The sequence below is a fragment of the Bradyrhizobium sp. DN3 genome, from assembly GCF_041357655.1.
Taxonomy (GTDB): domain Bacteria; phylum Pseudomonadota; class Alphaproteobacteria; order Rhizobiales; family Xanthobacteraceae; genus Bradyrhizobium.
Map to the genome: position 1 here is coordinate 329,058 of NZ_JAULLN010000003.1, position 15,422 is coordinate 344,479.

A 15,422-nucleotide genomic window follows, 5' to 3' on the forward strand; every position below is an offset into this window, starting at 1 on the left:
TACTCTTGAAGTCCCTAAGCTTCACCCCACCAGAAAGCCCCGCTTCCCCCAGGCGGGGTTTTCGCTTTTGCCGGGCCTGGTAGAGCGCCGCGGCTGCTATATGGTCGAAAGGTTTCTCGTGGGGGACTCATGAAGGTCGCTATCGTCATCGCCGGCTTGATCGTTGTTGCAATCGCCGCCTTCGTCGCCATCCAGCCAAGCTTCTTGAAGCCTGCGTCCCTAGCCCTCGTGAAAAAATCCGACATCTTCGGTTTCTCGCCCGGGATGACGTTCGACGAGACCAGCAAGCTCGTCAGTCAACGTCGCTACCTCTGCCACCAAATCCTGGGCTCGTACGTCCTCGAATGCGAGATCAATGGCGCCAAGGTCACGGTCCATAATGACGACGCTGACGCCAAGGATCCGATCTGGCGCGTCCATGCGGAGTTGAACAATCCGGGGCCGCAGGACGCCGCCGTCAAATCGATCTCCGACCAGTTCAACGCTCAGCCGATCAAGGACCGCGCGGGATGGACATGGATCGTCGGCCGTGAGCTCAAGCTGAGCTATGACGGCCTCGCCTTGAACCTCGTGGACGAAGCCGCGGAGGCCAGGGTTCGCAAAGACGAAGCCAGGCGCTAGGGAGCATGATGAGTCACCTCATCGTGAAACTTGTGACTGGGCACGCCTTGTTGAGACTTCGGTAACCTAACGTCTCCAATCTCGCATCAGTATCGTTGCGTTGGAGTATCCTCACAGTGTTGGATTTTAACGAGCTGCGTGAACTCGCAGCTGATGTGCGCGTTTTTGTCGATATCGCCGAGGACAAGGCCGAAGCGCTGCGAGCCGTCATCGCAGCTTATGACGTCGTGCTCGCGATCTTCCCCTCTGGTGACGGCATGGGCCTCCACGTCGTCAAAGGCAAAGGGATCCTGGACAAGATCGCAAACTCGCGGAGCCATGCGATGTACAGCCACACGGCCATCGCGGTCCCCGACCTCGAGCACGCAGAAGTGCTCAAATACCTGACGGCGCCGGTCGAGCAACGGATCGCAGCCTGAAGCGGATGCGTTTTGATTGAATCGGTGCGGGCCGTGAGCACCTCTCCCATAGGGAGAGGTCGGATCGCATCGCAAGATGCGATCCGGGTGAGGGGTTACAGCCCCAGTGATCGCTGCGGCCCCTCACCCGGATTGCACCGGACGATGCTTCGCATCGCCAAGCGCAATCCGACCTCTCCCCGCTGGGGAGAGGTGACTCTCGAACGAACGAGCGAAGCCAGCTTCATCACGAGCCGGAAGGTACTTCGGGAAGTTATCCGCGGAGTCGGTTGAAGATCCGGAGCGGGAGCCGTGATCCCAGCACCATGAGGATCGCGATGGCTGCAACCAGCACATATTTCAGCGGGTGTTGCGACGACGCGAGCGAGCCTTCCCACACTCACTGGCCGCCCAGCAAGAACACCGTGAAGCCAATCGCGATGCAGCCAAGCCCGAGGACAGCCGTCGCGATTTCGACGACGTTTTCCAGACCGAAGAATCTCACGATGGGGCTCCATGCGGCAGACAGGAGCAGATCCACGATCGCGCTGAGCAGGCCTTGAAGCATGGCAATAGGTCGTGTCGGTCGTCAGCGGGGTTCAACCGCAGTAACCGCTCGGCCTGTCCCGCGCTAGAACCGCCCCTCACCGAACGTCCCCGGCCTTCCGGCTCTCACCAATTGAAACCGGCTTGTTGAGGAAATACTCGCGATTACCGGTCGCAGCTTCCGCGTACTGGTCGATGGCCACGATGATGGCCTGGACGTGGGCATAGCACCACCCTTCCCGCGTCGCTCTTCGGCGAACGTCCTCGAGCGCGGTCAGGAAGGGCGATAGCTCTCTCTCATCGTCGAACCAACGCCTGCTCACCATGTCCTCCCGCCGAGCACCCTGCCCTTGGTCTGGCGCGGCTGCGTGCTCTTCAGCGCGTCCCGCTGCGCGCAAAGACCTTCAATCTTCGCCTCCATCCGCGACAGCAGCGCTTCGGCCGAGGCCGTCCCGACACCCGCCCGCTGCAATTGGAGGATCTCCTTCCTCTGCCTTCCCATCCGGATGCGCATCCGTTCGATCTCCCGCCTGACAACGTCCAGGTCCGGCATGTTCAGCCCCGCGATTTTGAATATGGTCCATGAGAACAAAAACGGAACGACGAGTCGAGTCCGACGTTGGACGGAGAAGGAGAATTGTGATGGCAGACAATACCGAGAAGGACCCGAAAGACTGGGTATCCGGAGACGACCCGATGACGGGGGCCCAGGAATCCTACCTTAAGACCCTCGCCGAGCAGGCGCATCAGAACCTGCCCGAACAAAAGCTGACCAAGGCCGAGGCGTCGGAGTTGATCGACAAGATGCGGGAGAAGGCCGGGCTGGACGAGTGACCCCAATGCGGGGAAGCCCGGCCCGCCCAGAACGGATGCACGCGTGCGAGTGCGCGGGTAGCCGTACCTTCCATAGGGAACAGACGATCGCCGCTCGTTTTGACTAGGCTGACCCAAATGCCGGAGGAGCCCGGATGCCGTACTTCACATCCAAGCAGGATCAGGCGCAGCGCACTTACAAGGTGCTTGCCGACGTCTTCTGCGCGATTATGCTTGCAACCTTCTCGATTGTGTTCTTCGGACTGCTCGGCGGCATTGTCGCCTTCGTTCTACTCGAGGCCGGCCTGCTTGCGATCGATTGGCTCTTGCCGAACGAGGACGACGATGCGGCAGGTGTTGTTCGCTAGCGGACTTTCCCGTGGTAGCCCCACGCCGACTTGCTCGAACTCATGTTGCTCGAACCCATGAGGTCGACGAGCACGGTGCAATCCCGGCCGGCTCCCGCTTGTTGGCCAGGGACCACTATTAGAGGCCTCCGAAAAGGACTCCGAGCGCGACCGGGATGGCTCTCGCACACAAAGCCGATGCCAAGCCAGATCGGGCAGTCGGGCTTTGTCAGAACAGATCGCCTATGAGCTTGAGGATGCTGACGATCAGGCCCGAGAGACATGCTGCAGTGCCGAGGTCGGCCAGATAAAGCAACACGTCACGTTCGTCCTCACTCAGTTCTGCCAGTGCCTTGCGCATCTTCCCTCTCCATGGCCTCGATCAGCTCTTCGTCATCGAGAACATCCAGCAGATCATTGATTGTCTTGTTGCCGTCGCGAGACCCCGGCTCGACATAGCTCGCCAGAATGGCCTGGGCCTGTTTGACGGCTGCCCTCACGCGATCCGGTTTCACGGCCGGTACTCCACGCACACTGTGGAAGCTAAAACGCAGCTAGGAACGGCGCGTTCCTTTGCTCAGCCCCTTGAATGAGCTGGCGCGCAACAACCCTTCGGAGGTGATGTCGCGGTACTCCACGTCAGCGTAGAACGTCGGCTCGACCCAGGTGGCCTTCGGCTTCCTGATGGGCTTGGTGAGCTTGGTTTTGGGGCTGACGACGGTCTCCAGTGCCTTGCGGATCTCCGCGGACTTCGTTCGAGACCAGCCGGTCCCGACCTTGCCCATGTAGCGCAGCTCCTTTCCCTCCTGCTTGCCGAGGTATAGCGCCGCGACGCCGGAGGGGTCTTTGATGAACCCTACCACGGGAAACTTCCCGCGCTGGACCGTCTTGATCTTCTGCCAGGCTTCGACCCGGTCCGACCGGTACGGCGCGTCAACCCGCTTCGAGATGATGCCTTCGTAGTTGAGCTTGCTTGCGGCCTCGAACAACGCCTGCCCGTCCCCGACATGGTGCTCGCTGTAGACGATCGGCTTCTCCAGCTTGTGGCTCTCGATCAGCTGCTTCAGCAGCTCTTTGCGGGCAATCTGCGACAAGGTCCGAAGGTCTCGCCCATCGAGCCACAGGAGATCGAAGGCGAAGTACAGCAGGCGATCCTGATCGCCCCTTGCGAGATCGGCCTGCAGCTCGGCGAAGCTGGGACGACCCTCATGGATGACCACCACCTCGCCATCCACGATCGCCTGTCCCTGGATGTCGAAGGCGCCCGCAATGGTGGAAAACTTGTTCGTCCAGTCCAGGCCGTTGCGCGTCAAGGCTTTCCGGTCGTCGCCGTCAATGCGGAGCTGAATGCGGTAGCCGTCGTATTTGATCTCGTGAATCCACTGAGCCCCCGAAGGCGGCTTCATCTTCGGGATCGCCAGCTGCGGGCTGATGAAGCCCGGCATGGGCGCGGCTTCCGGTCCTTTGGCCGGAGGTGCCTTGGTACGCTTCGCCACTGACGCAACTCACGAGAGCCCGCGGTTGGCGATGGGCGCTGACGGCGGGCGGGCAAACCTGCCCTACTCACGAGTCGCGAACGCCAGAGCGATCACAGCGTTCCGAAATTCTGCCTGCGATTGGGGGGCTCTGCGGGCAACTAGAACGCCAGATTGGGGCAAGAGCCGAAGGCCGACCAGTTCGCCAGTCTGCGCGGGGCAGACAGCACCGGCCAGCCACGCGGCGACGACCGCTTGCGCGCTCGACCAGGGTCAATCCTACGTACACCCGCCCAACGTTTGCTAGCCTTCAGAGGTTCGGCGCCTCCTCACCGCCCTCGACGCCAGAACGGCCCTCTTTGGAGGGCTTTTGTTTGGGTTGAACCTTTGCGATAGTGCTCGCTTTCCGATATCGGGCCTGCGTTTATCTTTTAAATCTTGGCAGGGGCGAACCATTTTTGAAGGTGTTGGACCTCATGCACAAGCGAAAAAGGTAGGCGCGTCGCCCCTCTGAATTGTTTCCCATCTGAAAGAACGAAGTCCCGTCGAGCGGGGCTTTCCGCGCGGCCATGAGCGATCCCAGCAAGCACCATTACATTCCGGCCTTCTATCTGCGTCAGTGGACGACTGACGGTTTCCTCTGCGAGATGCGGAAGATCCGGGGAAAAATTGTCGTTCACTCCAAAGCTCCGGACGGCACTGGTTGGCAGAAGGACTTGTACAAAATCGATGGCGTAGCCCCGGAGCTTGCGCAGCATTTCGAGCGCACGTTTATGCACATGGTCGACACCGAGGCCGCTGAGGCGATGCGCAACTTCATCGGCGGAAATATGGATGTGCCAGTGAAAGAGCGGGACGCCTGGATAAGGTTCTTGCTCTCGCTGCTCTTCCGTAATCCCGAGGCAGTCGCAGAGCTAACAGAGCAGGTCCTCACTCTTTACCGGGAAAGCTTTGAAAGGCTTCGAAATAGTTACGACGAACTGCGGCCTTCTGATTTTCCACTTACGCTCGAGGAATTCGACGCACGGACAAATCCAAATTCAGGCGATATTGCCGCATCGAACTTCCTTCAACAGATAATGAACAGCGAAGGCATTGCTAACCGAATCGCAAGAATGCGGTGGGGGCGCCTCAATCTATGGAGGTCACGTCATACACTCCTGACTTCCGATAGACCGCTGTGCTTACCCATGCGCTTCCCAATTGCTTCGGTCGCGATTGTTCTCCCAATCGCGCCACGCATCGCGTTTACGGCCGCTGAAAACGATGACGCATTGCGAGCGCTGGCGCTGGGAGAACATACGACGATGGCTTGGCAGATTAACCAGCAAGTCGTCTCCCAAGCTCGACAATACGTGTGGGGTCTCGACGATCGCGCTCTAAGCTTTGTCCGGAAGTACATTTGCACCCTACCGGATCGCAAACTCATTTCCGATGAGGCCAAGGAGCTGAGCCGCAAACAGGCCCGTGGTGAGGCTTAGAGCCCGACAGATTCCCGCCAGCACCCACCGTTCGGCTTTGCCCTGTTTTACCTTCGTGGCGTGGCGCCAAAAGAGGTCGAGTCTTCGGATCTCAGGCCAGAGAGGCACGCCGCAACGGGCCAAGGACGAATATGGCCGCGACGTCTCCACGTTCGCTGGGTCGACTTTTGTTCTGGCGTCGCGCCGGTTCCGGGTGCACACTGGTTCTATCACCGCACGGCGCTGTGCTTTGATCGGTGATGAGAACGCCGGTTTGCGCTCCCTCCCAATTCACGCAGGGAAAGGAGAGTGCCATGGGAAGACACCCACAATCCCACATTGACGACAACCTGAACGCGGAACGTGCCCGCATCATAGCGGAACTGGAACATACGCAGCCAGGACCACAGCGTGATCTTCTAGAAAGCAAACTGCGCCAGCTCGAAACCGCTTCTCATATAGATGAATGGCTGACGTCGTCGGGTCTGCAACCCCCCGAGGAATAAGGCGTCTCAGGCCGACCGAGCGCGTAGGGGTCAGCAGATAGCGAGAGGTCTTTCGATGACTATCACCCTCAACCACACCATCGTTCCGGCCCGCGACAAGAGGGCAGCGGCGCAATTTTTTGCGCGCATTTTTGGCCTCCATGCCGATCCGAAAGACGGCCATTTCGCGCCGGTGCGTATCAACGACACGCTCACGCTGCTCTTCGACGACGACGAGGCGTTCGAGAGCCACCACTACGCCTTCCACGTCAGCGATGCCGAGTTCGATGCCATCTTCGGCCGCATTCGCGAGGCGAACCTCGCCTATGGCAGCGCACCGTGGAGCCTCGACGACGGTAAGCTCAACGACTGGAATGGCGGCCGCGGCATCTATTTTCGCGACCCTGACGGCCACGTGCTAGAACTCATGACCGTACCGCAGTGAGCCGCTACAGCGATGAGGCGATCGAGGAAATTGTCGTTGTGTCGTGTATGAGATCATCTGGTATTGCGGCGCCATTGCATAAATTCATTCGCCAGATGTCCTGCTCCCCGCGCCTTCGATCGACGCTAGCGGCGCCTGTCAATTGAGTGGACTGTCACCGTACCGCGCCCCCTGCCCCTCGTCCCCAATTCCTGCTATCTCTCCCTCCCGCCGGCTCCGCCGACCCAAAAACCCTCCGTCCGTTCCAGGGAGCAAGAAACATGCGATACCTCCACACCATGCTGCGCGTGCGCAATCTCGATGTCGCGCTGAAGTTTTACCAGGATGCGCTGGGCTTGAAGGAGGTGCGGCGGATCGAGAATGACAAGGGGCGCTTCACGCTGGTATTCCTCTGCTCGGCCGATGATCTCGAAGCGCTGAAGAAGCAGCCATCGAGCCGCGGCGCGCCGCTGGTCGAGCTCACCTATAATTGGGACGAGGAGAAGTACGGCGAAGATCGCTTCTTCGGCCATCTCGCATATGAGGTCGACGACATCTACGCCACGTGCGAGAAGCTGATGAAGGCCGGCGTCACCATCAACCGGCCGCCGCGCGACGGCAACATGGCCTTCGTCCGCTCGCCCGACCTGCACTCGATCGAGCTGTTGCAGAAGGGCGAGCCGAAGCCGCCGCAGGAGCCCTGGTCGTCGATGCCGAATACTGGCCACTGGTAAGGCGCTTGGCAGGAACAAGGCCCCTCGCCCGTCGTTCTCTTCGCAACGAAGCCGATTGGAGGAGAATGCGATGGCGAGAGGGCTGTTGCTGTGGGTGCTTGGCGTGCCGATCCCGGTGATCATTCTGTTGTGGTTGTTCTTCGGCCGCTGAGTGCCGCGTTGAATTTGCAATGAAGGCTCCGCCCCGGGCGGAGCTTTTTGCATGAGGGGCTCGGCGCAATCGCGCATCGCTCGATGAGGCGAATTCCGCTATCACCCGCGCAAGCGACAACGCCGCGGGAGACGCCTGATGCCTGACACCAAGCTGACGATCTGGGGCCGCGCCAACTCGGTCAACGTGCAGAAGGTGCTGTGGTGCCTCACCGAGCTCGGCCTGGCCTACGATCGCATCGATGCTGGCATGCAATACGGCAAGACCCGCGAGGCCGAGTATCTGGCGATGAATCCCAACGCGCGGATCCCGACGCTGGTCGAGGGCGAGTTCGTGCTGTGGGAATCCAATTCGATCATGCGCTATCTCTGCCTCGCGCATGGGCGCGACACGCCGATCTACCCCGAGGCGCCGAAGCTGCGCGCCAGTGTCGACCGCTGGCTCGACTGGACACTGTCGACGGTGCAGCCGGTCGACCGCCCGGTGTTCTGGGGCATCGTGCGCACCACGCCCGCCGAGCGCGACATGATCCAGGTGCAGCGCGATGCCGACGACGCCGCCGAGGTCTGGGCCATCGCCGACCGCCTGCTCTCGTCGCGCCGCTTCATCGAGGGCGATGCGTTCACGCTCGCCGACATCGCCGTCGGGTCCTATGCGCGGCGCTGGCTCGGCGTCGAAGGCATCAGCCGGCCGGCGCAGCCACACCTCACCCGCTGGCTCGCCGAGCTCGGCAAACGACCTGGATTTGCACAATTCGTCGCACCGCCGATGTCGTGACCGCTGGCGCGGCGTAAGCTGCGATGATCGCGGGAGGAATCGCCGTTGTGGCGCAACCGTCCGGCGTCACTGCAGCGCTTGACGGCTACTGTGCATGGGGTTGTTTTCGCATATTTTGTTGTGGCGCTAGAGTGTTTTCGAGCGAAGTGGATACCGGTTCGCGTGAAGAAAACGCGTCAAAACAAGAATCTAGAGCTTCGGTTCTGATTCAATCAGAACCGATAATGCTCTAGAGCCAGCCGCGCTCGACCAGCAGCACGCAGATGATCAGCACCAGCGTCACCGCGGCGGTGGCGAGCCGCGCGGTCCAGCTCAGGCCACGCCCGACCCACAACAGCAGCGCGCCATACATCAGTACGGGGATGAGGATGTCGAGCCGCAACAGGTCCGGCGCCATGGGCCCTCAGCGCCGGATGCTGGTGTCGATGCTGACCGCGCCGCCGATCTTCACACAGGTCCCGGTGCCCTCGACCATGACGAAGCGCGGGCCATAGGAGGCGCAGGAACCTGCCTTCGCCGCGCCGGCAGTGCCCTTCAGCGGCAGCGCCTTGCCGGTCTCCTTGCCCGCCTGCGGCCGCTCGGCGGGCGGCAGGCGCAGGCTCTCGGCCGCGGTGGCGGAGGTGGCCAGCAACGAGATCAGGATGAGGAGCGGCGTGCGCATGGCCGCCTTGTAGCCCGGACCGGCCGCGCGCGCCATCCGGGTCGGGCACCGCGATGTCAGAGGAACTTGATGCCGGCCGATTTGCCGCGGCGCCAGACCACCTGGCAGCTCCGCCCGGTGCGCGCATCGCGGGCGAAGGCCATCCGGATCACGCCAGGAAGCTGGCTCGCATCCTCGTCCATCGTGATCTTCGCGCCCGTCGCCGAGATGTCCTGGACCAGGCAATGCCGCGCCGCGAATCCGCCGTCGAGCGTGATCCAGGCGTGCCGCGACAGCAGCTTGCGCTCTGCGCGTTTCTTGGGCGGTGGCATCGGAAAATCTCCTGCTCCAGCGCTACCCAGGGAACCCTAAGAAACCGTTGAATTCGCCCCCGGATGATTCCGGGGCCGACGCTTGTCCACCGGGGCAAAAGACCGTTCCCGAACGGCTTGCCCGGGAGCGCAAAGGCCACTATACGTTCGCCCGCTGCAAGCCGCCGGGCACTGTTCGGCCGGCCAGCGGCCGTGCTGCGGAAAGCGGCGGGGCCCTGCGTTTGCTCCCTTCGTCTATCGGTTAGGACGCCACCCTTTCACGGTGGAGAGAGCGGTTCGATTCCGCTAGGGAGCGCCAAATTTCCAAGATATCTTTGATTTGGTTTCGCTTTTTCGCGCGATTGGCAAAACAGTACCCCCGCTCAAGACGCGCGGTTGAGGAAGATCGGCAGCCCCCGCTTGTTGGAATAGAGAGGACGGTACCGCTCCGTGTTGTATGTACTGGCGACGTCCAGTTTGCGCGGCCCGAGCTTGGCGTCAGGGATAGGCACAAGGTCGTAGCGGCCCTCGACCAGCGCTGACATCAGGCCGGACTTGCCTTCCAGAATGGCATCATAGGCCATGTTGCCGAAAGTCAGGGCGACGAGCTTGTCGATGAAGTCAGGATCGCCCGATCGCAGATCGTAAGTGAGATCAGAGACGATGGTCTCCTCGCCGGCGCGCCCCTTGATCTCGTCGGCAAGGGCTTCGGCCACGTTCGTCCTTTTGCGGTGACCGTAGGCGTCAGCTTCGCCGTATTCCTGCATCTTGTAGCCCTCCCACTGGGCGCCTTCGCTCAACACGATCAGCGCGTAGTTGCTTGGGTTGGCGCGTTTCTCCTCGAGCAGCAAACGGATCAGCTTGTCGAGATTGACTTTGTACTCCGGGATCACGCATCGGATCGAGGTCGCGTACGCGGTGTAGAGTGCCGTAAATCCGGCATCGCGGCCAAAGATGCGGAAAATGCCAATTCGCTCGTGTGAGCCGATAGTGGTGCGCTGGCGCTGGACGGCATCGCTGGCGCGGGTGATCGCGGTCGAGAATCCGATGCAATATTCGGTGTTGCGGACGTCGTTGTCCATCGTCTTCGGGATGGCGATGATCTTCACGCCGAGCCCGCTGAGCTTGTCCGCATAACTTAGCGTGTCGTCACCGCCGATGGCGATGAGGTGTTCGATGCCGAGCCCCGATAGGTTCGCCAGTACCCGGCTGGTGACGTCCCAGCTCTTGGTTGCGACGCCGCCCTTGGTACTCTCCGACATTGGAAGATCTTGGCCAGCCAGATGATCGGGCAGCTTTTTCATTCTGGAGGGATTGGTGCGGCTCGAGTGCAGCACGGTGCCGCCGCGTCGATCGATGATGCGCGTGTTTTCGCGGTTGAGTGGGATGAGGTAGTGGGATTTGCTGGCGGGGTCGTCGAGGTTCAGGTGCGTGAGGGCCTCCCAACCGCGGCGGAGACCGATGACTTCGATATCGTCCTCGGTCCCGCGATAGGTCACCGTCTTGATGATTGCGTTGAGACCGGGGACGTCGCCGCCGCCGGTGAGAATGCCGATTCGTTTCCTTGTCACGCCCCACCTCCCAGTATGGCATGTCGCAATAGCGCCTGCGTCACACGTTCGCTACGCGGCCGCTTCCGGCTTGCGCTCCTCGCGCAGGCGAAAACGCTTCAGGAGTGCGGATACGGTGTCGCGGAAGCCGCCATACTCCAATTCGGAATAGGGCAGCATTGCAGCGCCGGACCAGCCTTGGCTGCGCATCTCGATTGCCTTGCTTTGCGCGCGCCGGCGTACCTCGTCCCACGCCGGATTGTCGAAGAAATCGGTATAGGACTCGGAAAAGCGGCCTTCCTTGTCGATCGAAAAACCGACGCAGGAAACGATCGGCAGGCAGTACATGCCAGTCACCGGTGTATTGATCGGGACGGGCATCAGCGGCATCACGTGCGAGCCGCGCGCATCGCCACCCACGAAGTGTGCCTTGGCGAAGGGAGAGACGATTTCCTCGGGCGCGGGAAAAATTCCCTGGTTCCTGATGATCGCGACCGGATCATCCTTGCCGGTGTACTTGCCTGCGATCGCGTGAAGACGCTGCGCCGATACGGCGGCAGCAACCTCGCCATAGGTTTGAGAAACGATGCGATCAATGCCAAAGCGCTCGTTGTCGCGAAGCAGCGCGGCAATGTGGTAATTGTCCGCGGGCGCGTCGAGTTCGATCACGCTGTCGCCAGCGGTGTGATCCATGTCGATGACATGGAAGCGGAAGCCCCTGATCATCGGCGGCAGCATCAGGCCAGCGCAATACATGGGATCGGCGAAGGCGAGGTAGAGCGGCAGGTTGTAGGCGCCGGGGCCGCACTTGTCGGCGGCGAACACCATGAAGGATTCTGCGGGTCTCGGACTCGAGAGGCTGTGGTCGAAGCTGAGCTCGGCGACGCCCGGCCCGGCACCGCGAATGTTTCCTGAAGGTGCATCTGCCAGAAGATCCTGGCCGGCGCCATAGAGACCGGAAGTCTTCGCAACCGAAGTGGCCGCGAGAAACGCCTTCCAGGCGAATTGATGGATCTCGGCGCTCCCCTCGCCCCGTGTGTGCGTCATGATGATCGCAATGTCGTCGCCGGTGTGACAGACAAAACCATCGATCAACAGACCATTGCAGATCGCCTTGGCGACCTCGCCCTCGACGGCCGCCATCATGCGTGTCGACGGCTTCGTATGTCCGCCGACGGAGCCAATGTCAGCCTTGATGACTGAAAGAGTAAGTCTCATGAGCGTTCCTCCCCGCACAAGCTCAACACCTCGGCCTCGGCGCTTGCTGCGCCGGGGCGACGGCGCTGCTCATTCGCGGAAACGAACGTTTAATGTCGGGACTAGGTTCCAGCCCTAGGTCAAATAGCGCTCCGCACTGCGTGCGCGACCTCGCCCTTTTTCGTTGTGAATTTGCGCAGCGACTTATCGTATCGGCGCGATCCGCGCGTTTACCGGAAATTTACCCCTGCTCCTGAGTGCCGGTATCATTTGCTTAGAATTTGACTGCTACCGTGGAACTACGGAAGCAATCCCCCCAACATCATTGGCACTTCATGTCCGTCGCAGAGTTCCTCAGGCAGCGTGCAGTGGATGTCACCGTGAGCGGCAGCTACTCGCTGCCGCGCTGGTATGATTGCGAGGGCAAGCTCCGCAGCTTCGCCTGCCGGACCAAGCGCGTTTCGCCCTTCCGCATGATCGTGGACGTGCCTGTCGTCGGCAAAGTCGGCGAGCGCGTCACCTCCTACTTCGAGGATTTCGGCGAATTCCAGTGCACGATCAGCGCGACGCTGAAGTCGGGCTTCCTGATGGAGCTCGACATGACGCGGGCACGGCGCGCCTGGATGTCTGAAAAGCTGACCTGGCTCGAGAAGAAGCAGAAGGACGCCAGCGTCCAGGAGCTGCGGCGCGATGCGCGTTTCGTTCCGCAGGTCTCACACACGTTCCTGACGCTCGCCGACGGCAGCACCCATCCGTGCTTCATCATCGACGTCTCCACGGCCGGCGTCGCGATCTCATGCGAATACGACCCGCCGCTCGGAACCCCGCTTGCGGTCGGTGCCTGCGTCGGTCGCGTGATCCGTAAGTTCGGCCACGGCTTTGCGGTCAAATTCGCCGACAAGCAGTCCCGGGACGACCTCGTCCGGCTGATTGTCCGCACGCCGTTGCTGCAGTCGGCCTGAGAAAAATCGCTGCCCTATCGCGGCCCCAATGCGGGATCAGCTTTACGGGTCTGCGCCTCGCGCCTGATGTCACTTTTGCAGACTTGCGATCGGGGGACCGAATGGCAGTCGACAAGATCACAGTTGATAAGATCACTTGGGACAGGGTCGGCCGGGTCACCGAGCCCGGACGCTACATGTATACCTTCGGCTGGCTCACCATCACCGCCGGCGATCTCGAGATCTGGAAGCAATATCCGCAGGCCGCGTTCACGCTGCTGGAGCAACCGGCGGAGCCGGACGCCCCCATCGGCGGCGAATTCCATCTCGGAGCCTTCGATATCGCCCCCAGCGCGCTGCCGTTCAGCACCCACTGAACGCGGGAAAGGCCGTTGCCGGGGGCGATGGTCGCCTTCGCGGCCACACGTGCATGTGAATCGAAGAAACCTCCGCATTCCCTTGATCTGGCTTATCAATCAGTCCAGAGGACGGCGCCCGACCGTTGCCATTGGTGACGAACAGATTCTGTCATGCAATTGATTGCCCTCGTCTTTAACGTTCGCCAGCCGCCCCGATGAACGCTGGCTGTCGCGCTTGTTAAGCGAAGCGACAGCAGGCGCATGACACATGGTCGCATCGGTGGACGTAGATTAGCGGATCAAGGGAACCTATTTTCGGCGCCGATGTACCTGATTGAATCATTACCCACCGTCATCGGAACTGCCGCCATTGCCCCGGCGCTGCTGATGCTGTGGCTCGTTATTGCTGCCGAGGAGCGCCCAGGGCCGCCCGCCCAGGTCTGGACCGCCTTCCTGCTCGGCGCTGCCAGTATTTCGCTACTGGGCCTTGTCCGCGCCCCCTTCTCCAGGATGATCGCAGCGCCCGCCGACCCCTGGGCCGCGCTCGCCATGCATTCGGTCTTCGGCGTCGCGCTGCCCGAGGAAGCCGTCAAGGTGATCGCCATCGTGGTGGTCTCCTCGACCAAGCGGCGGACTTTCGCCAATCCGATGGACACAGTGGTCTATGGCGCCGCGGTCGGCCTCGGCTTTGCCGCTTATGAGAACCTCGCCTACCTCGTGCAGCATGCCGAGATGTGGCGCTCGCTGGCCGCCCTGCGCAGCGTGCTGACGGTGCCCTTCCATGGCGCGCTCGGCATCATCGCGGGCGCGTACCTCACCATCGCCCGGGCCGGCACGGCGCTGGGCGCCAACCGCCACAATCGCGACTGGGCCCGCCTGTCCAGCCGCCTGCTGATCTTCGCGGGCCCGCTCGCGTTGCATTCGGCGTTCGATTTCCCGCTGCTGACCCTCCAGCGCATGCCGGATCTGGACCCGACACTTCGGATGTGGCTCGGCGCAGCGAGCCTGTTGATCGGCTTCAGCTCGATTGCCTTCGCCATCCGTCTGGTCCGGCGGGTCGCGCGCCACCATGCGCCCCGGACAGACATTGCCCGCGAGCGGCTCAGCCAGCTGCGCCGGATGTGGGCGCTGCTGCTTGCCGGCGGCGGCATCGGCTTTCTCGGACTTGCCTTCGTGCTGACCTCGATCCATCACTGGCTGATTAATCCCGAGCGCAATCTGACGCTGGCCCTGATTCCGATCGGCTTCGTCTCGATCCTGCTCGGTCTTGCACTTCTGGTTGTCACGACCGCAATCTACATTCTCGGCCGCAACCGCATCCGCACCAGCGCCGAAGGTTTTTCGTCGGCGCCCGGCGGCGGGTGAGCTCGCGGGATGGCGAGCGCGCCGCGCGCATACTAGATTGAGCCCAGCCCTCTCGTTCTGGAGCCTGCCGATGACATCGCCCGAGGAGTTTTCACGGATGCAGTCCGCGATGAGCCAGGCAGTCAAGGCGCATTGGAAGGCCTTTCTGTTCGAAGGAATGCTGCTCGCCGTTCTCGGCATTGCCGCGCTGATCCTGCCGCCGCTCGCGAGCCTTGCGACCGCGATCTTCCTCGGCTGGATGTTCCTGATCAGCGGCATCGGCGGATTGGTCGTGACTTACTGGGCGCGCAGCACGCCGGGCTTCTGGTGGTCGCTGATCTCCGCCGCGTTGGCGGTGCTCGCCGGCGGAGTTCTGCTGGCCCGGCCGATCCAAGCGGTGCTGACGCTGACCATCGTGCTCGGTGCCTACTTTCTCGCCGAAGGCGTCGCCACCATCATGTATGCGCTGGAGCACCGCCGCGAGCTGAGCAGCCGCTGGTCGTGGCTCCTGATCGCGGGCTTCGTCGACATCGCGATCTCCTTTATGGTGATCGCCGGCCTCCCGAGCTCGGCAGAATGGGCGATCGGCGTCCTCGTCGGTATCAACCTGCTGTTCGGCGGCGCCACCCTGATCGGCATGGCCCTGGCGGCGCGCAAAAGCAACACCTGAGACGCTCGTCGCGCCCGTGTTCTGTTTTGGGGGGTGACAACCCGCCAGCGGCGCGCTATATGGCCTGCCATGATCACCGTCGCCACCAGCTATTTTTGGTACTTTAGCTACGACAGCTCGCTGGCGGCGGGAGGATCGCGCTCAATCTGACACATTGCAGCAAACGTCCGAACAAGCCG

The 15,422-nt window shown here is 61.8% G+C and carries 23 protein-coding genes and 1 tRNA gene; 13 read left to right on the forward strand and 11 right to left on the reverse strand.

All coding sequences use genetic code 11. The features are described from left to right. Positions 1-129 precede the first annotated feature (129 nt). Together AAE027_RS06865 and AAE027_RS06870 are read left to right on the forward strand one after the other, a co-directional pair. On the forward strand, positions 130-621 hold the full coding sequence (locus AAE027_RS06865) for a hypothetical protein (protein ID WP_370987408.1): 492 nt from the start codon (positions 130-132) through the stop codon (positions 619-621). Between the two features lie 116 nt (positions 622-737). Beyond that, complete coding sequence (locus tag AAE027_RS06870) at positions 738-1,040, forward strand: hypothetical protein (protein ID WP_370987409.1); 303 nt, start codon at positions 738-740, stop codon at positions 1,038-1,040. A 379-nt stretch (positions 1,041-1,419) separates the two neighbouring features. On the opposite strand, the gene AAE027_RS06875 is transcribed toward AAE027_RS06870, so the two are convergent. From AAE027_RS06875 to AAE027_RS06885, 3 genes are all read right to left on the reverse strand, one after another. Then, positions 1,420-1,587 carry a hypothetical protein gene (locus tag AAE027_RS06875; protein WP_370987410.1) on the reverse strand — a complete coding sequence of 56 codons (168 nt, stop codon included), beginning with the start codon at positions 1,585-1,587 and terminating at the stop codon, positions 1,420-1,422. A 76-nt stretch (positions 1,588-1,663) separates the two neighbouring features. Then, the gene (locus tag AAE027_RS06880) at positions 1,664-1,891 is read right to left on the reverse strand and encodes a hypothetical protein (protein ID WP_091887823.1); all 228 of its coding nucleotides are present in this window, start codon (positions 1,889-1,891) and stop codon (positions 1,664-1,666) included. Then, entirely contained in the window at positions 1,885-2,118 is a 234-nt protein-coding gene (locus tag AAE027_RS06885; protein ID WP_370987411.1) for a hypothetical protein, read from the reverse strand. The genes AAE027_RS06880 and AAE027_RS06885 overlap by 7 nt, the downstream gene beginning before the upstream one ends. A gap of 89 nt (positions 2,119-2,207) precedes the next feature. Between AAE027_RS06885 and AAE027_RS06890 the strand changes: the two genes are divergently transcribed. Beyond that, positions 2,208-2,399: a DUF3072 domain-containing protein gene (locus AAE027_RS06890; RefSeq protein WP_370987412.1), complete on the forward strand. Its 192-nt coding sequence runs from the start codon at positions 2,208-2,210 to the stop codon at positions 2,397-2,399. Positions 2,400-2,533: 134 nt separating this feature from the next. Then, complete coding sequence (locus tag AAE027_RS06895; protein WP_091887827.1) at positions 2,534-2,746, forward strand: hypothetical protein; 213 nt, start codon at positions 2,534-2,536, stop codon at positions 2,744-2,746. 208 nt (positions 2,747-2,954) lie between these two features. On the opposite strand, the gene AAE027_RS06900 is transcribed toward AAE027_RS06895, so the two are convergent. From AAE027_RS06900 to ligD, 3 genes are read right to left on the reverse strand one after another with little or no spacing between them, the layout of a single operon-like run. Beyond that, the gene (locus AAE027_RS06900; RefSeq protein ID WP_256477664.1) at positions 2,955-3,086 is read right to left on the reverse strand and encodes a hypothetical protein; all 132 of its coding nucleotides are present in this window, start codon (positions 3,084-3,086) and stop codon (positions 2,955-2,957) included. Continuing rightward, positions 3,058-3,240: a hypothetical protein gene (locus AAE027_RS06905; RefSeq protein ID WP_091887829.1), complete on the reverse strand. Its 183-nt coding sequence runs from the start codon at positions 3,238-3,240 to the stop codon at positions 3,058-3,060. Before AAE027_RS06905 ends, AAE027_RS06900 begins: the two co-directional genes overlap by 29 nt. A gap of 39 nt (positions 3,241-3,279) precedes the next feature. After that, the gene (gene ligD, locus AAE027_RS06910) at positions 3,280-4,170 is read right to left on the reverse strand and encodes a non-homologous end-joining DNA ligase (protein WP_370987413.1); all 891 of its coding nucleotides are present in this window, start codon (positions 4,168-4,170) and stop codon (positions 3,280-3,282) included. Between the two features lie 599 nt (positions 4,171-4,769). Between ligD and AAE027_RS06915 the strand changes: the two genes are divergently transcribed. The 4 genes from AAE027_RS06915 to AAE027_RS06930 all read left to right on the forward strand — a co-directional run bounded on the left by AAE027_RS06915 (position 4,770) and on the right by AAE027_RS06930 (position 8,231). Further along, positions 4,770-5,681: a DUF4238 domain-containing protein gene (locus tag AAE027_RS06915; RefSeq protein ID WP_370987414.1), complete on the forward strand. Its 912-nt coding sequence runs from the start codon at positions 4,770-4,772 to the stop codon at positions 5,679-5,681. Positions 5,682-6,221: 540 nt separating this feature from the next. Then, on the forward strand, positions 6,222-6,590 hold the full coding sequence (locus AAE027_RS06920) for a VOC family protein (protein WP_370987415.1): 369 nt from the start codon (positions 6,222-6,224) through the stop codon (positions 6,588-6,590). Positions 6,591-6,850: 260 nt separating this feature from the next. Then, a complete protein-coding gene (locus AAE027_RS06925; protein ID WP_091887845.1) occupies positions 6,851-7,303 on the forward strand; it encodes a VOC family protein in 453 nt (150 codons plus the stop codon). 289 nt (positions 7,304-7,592) lie between these two features. Beyond that, positions 7,593-8,231 (forward strand): glutathione S-transferase family protein, encoded by a 639-nt coding sequence (locus AAE027_RS06930; RefSeq protein ID WP_370987416.1) that lies wholly within the window; start codon positions 7,593-7,595, stop codon positions 8,229-8,231. 229 nt (positions 8,232-8,460) lie between these two features. Here the strand turns inward: AAE027_RS06930 and AAE027_RS06935 are convergent, their stop codons facing one another. From AAE027_RS06935 to AAE027_RS06945, 3 genes are read right to left on the reverse strand one after another with little or no spacing between them, the layout of a single operon-like run. After that, positions 8,461-8,628 carry a hypothetical protein gene (locus AAE027_RS06935; RefSeq protein ID WP_370987417.1) on the reverse strand — a complete coding sequence of 56 codons (168 nt, stop codon included), beginning with the start codon at positions 8,626-8,628 and terminating at the stop codon, positions 8,461-8,463. A 6-nt stretch (positions 8,629-8,634) separates the two neighbouring features. Continuing rightward, positions 8,635-8,892, reverse strand: a complete 258-nt coding sequence (locus tag AAE027_RS06940; protein WP_370987485.1) for a hypothetical protein — start codon at positions 8,890-8,892, stop codon at positions 8,635-8,637. Positions 8,893-8,948: 56 nt separating this feature from the next. Then, a complete protein-coding gene (locus AAE027_RS06945; RefSeq protein WP_091887851.1) occupies positions 8,949-9,203 on the reverse strand; it encodes a PilZ domain-containing protein in 255 nt (84 codons plus the stop codon). A gap of 223 nt (positions 9,204-9,426) precedes the next feature. On the opposite strand from AAE027_RS06945, the gene AAE027_RS06950 reads away from it, so the two are divergent. Continuing rightward, a tRNA-Glu gene (locus AAE027_RS06950) sits at positions 9,427-9,501 on the forward strand. Between the two features lie 64 nt (positions 9,502-9,565). Here AAE027_RS06950 and AAE027_RS06955 read toward each other — a convergent pair. Together AAE027_RS06955 and AAE027_RS06960 are read right to left on the reverse strand one after the other, a co-directional pair. Beyond that, positions 9,566-10,753, reverse strand: a complete 1,188-nt coding sequence (locus AAE027_RS06955; RefSeq protein WP_370987418.1) for a 6-phosphofructokinase — start codon at positions 10,751-10,753, stop codon at positions 9,566-9,568. Between the two features lie 51 nt (positions 10,754-10,804). Next, positions 10,805-11,950: a fructose-1,6-bisphosphatase gene (locus AAE027_RS06960; RefSeq protein WP_370987419.1), complete on the reverse strand. Its 1,146-nt coding sequence runs from the start codon at positions 11,948-11,950 to the stop codon at positions 10,805-10,807. Between the two features lie 314 nt (positions 11,951-12,264). Here AAE027_RS06960 and AAE027_RS06965 point away from each other — a divergent pair, with 314 nt between their 5' ends. From AAE027_RS06965 to AAE027_RS06980, 4 genes are all read left to right on the forward strand, one after another. Further along, positions 12,265-12,891 (forward strand): PilZ domain-containing protein, encoded by a 627-nt coding sequence (locus tag AAE027_RS06965; RefSeq protein ID WP_370987420.1) that lies wholly within the window; start codon positions 12,265-12,267, stop codon positions 12,889-12,891. 101 nt (positions 12,892-12,992) lie between these two features. Continuing rightward, complete coding sequence (locus tag AAE027_RS06970; protein WP_370987421.1) at positions 12,993-13,247, forward strand: hypothetical protein; 255 nt, start codon at positions 12,993-12,995, stop codon at positions 13,245-13,247. Between the two features lie 306 nt (positions 13,248-13,553). Next, the gene (locus AAE027_RS06975; protein WP_370987423.1) at positions 13,554-14,594 is read left to right on the forward strand and encodes a PrsW family glutamic-type intramembrane protease; all 1,041 of its coding nucleotides are present in this window, start codon (positions 13,554-13,556) and stop codon (positions 14,592-14,594) included. 70 nt (positions 14,595-14,664) lie between these two features. After that, positions 14,665-15,243, forward strand: coding sequence for an HdeD family acid-resistance protein (locus tag AAE027_RS06980; protein ID WP_370987424.1), 579 nt, complete (start codon positions 14,665-14,667; stop codon positions 15,241-15,243). Positions 15,244-15,422 lie beyond the last annotated feature (179 nt).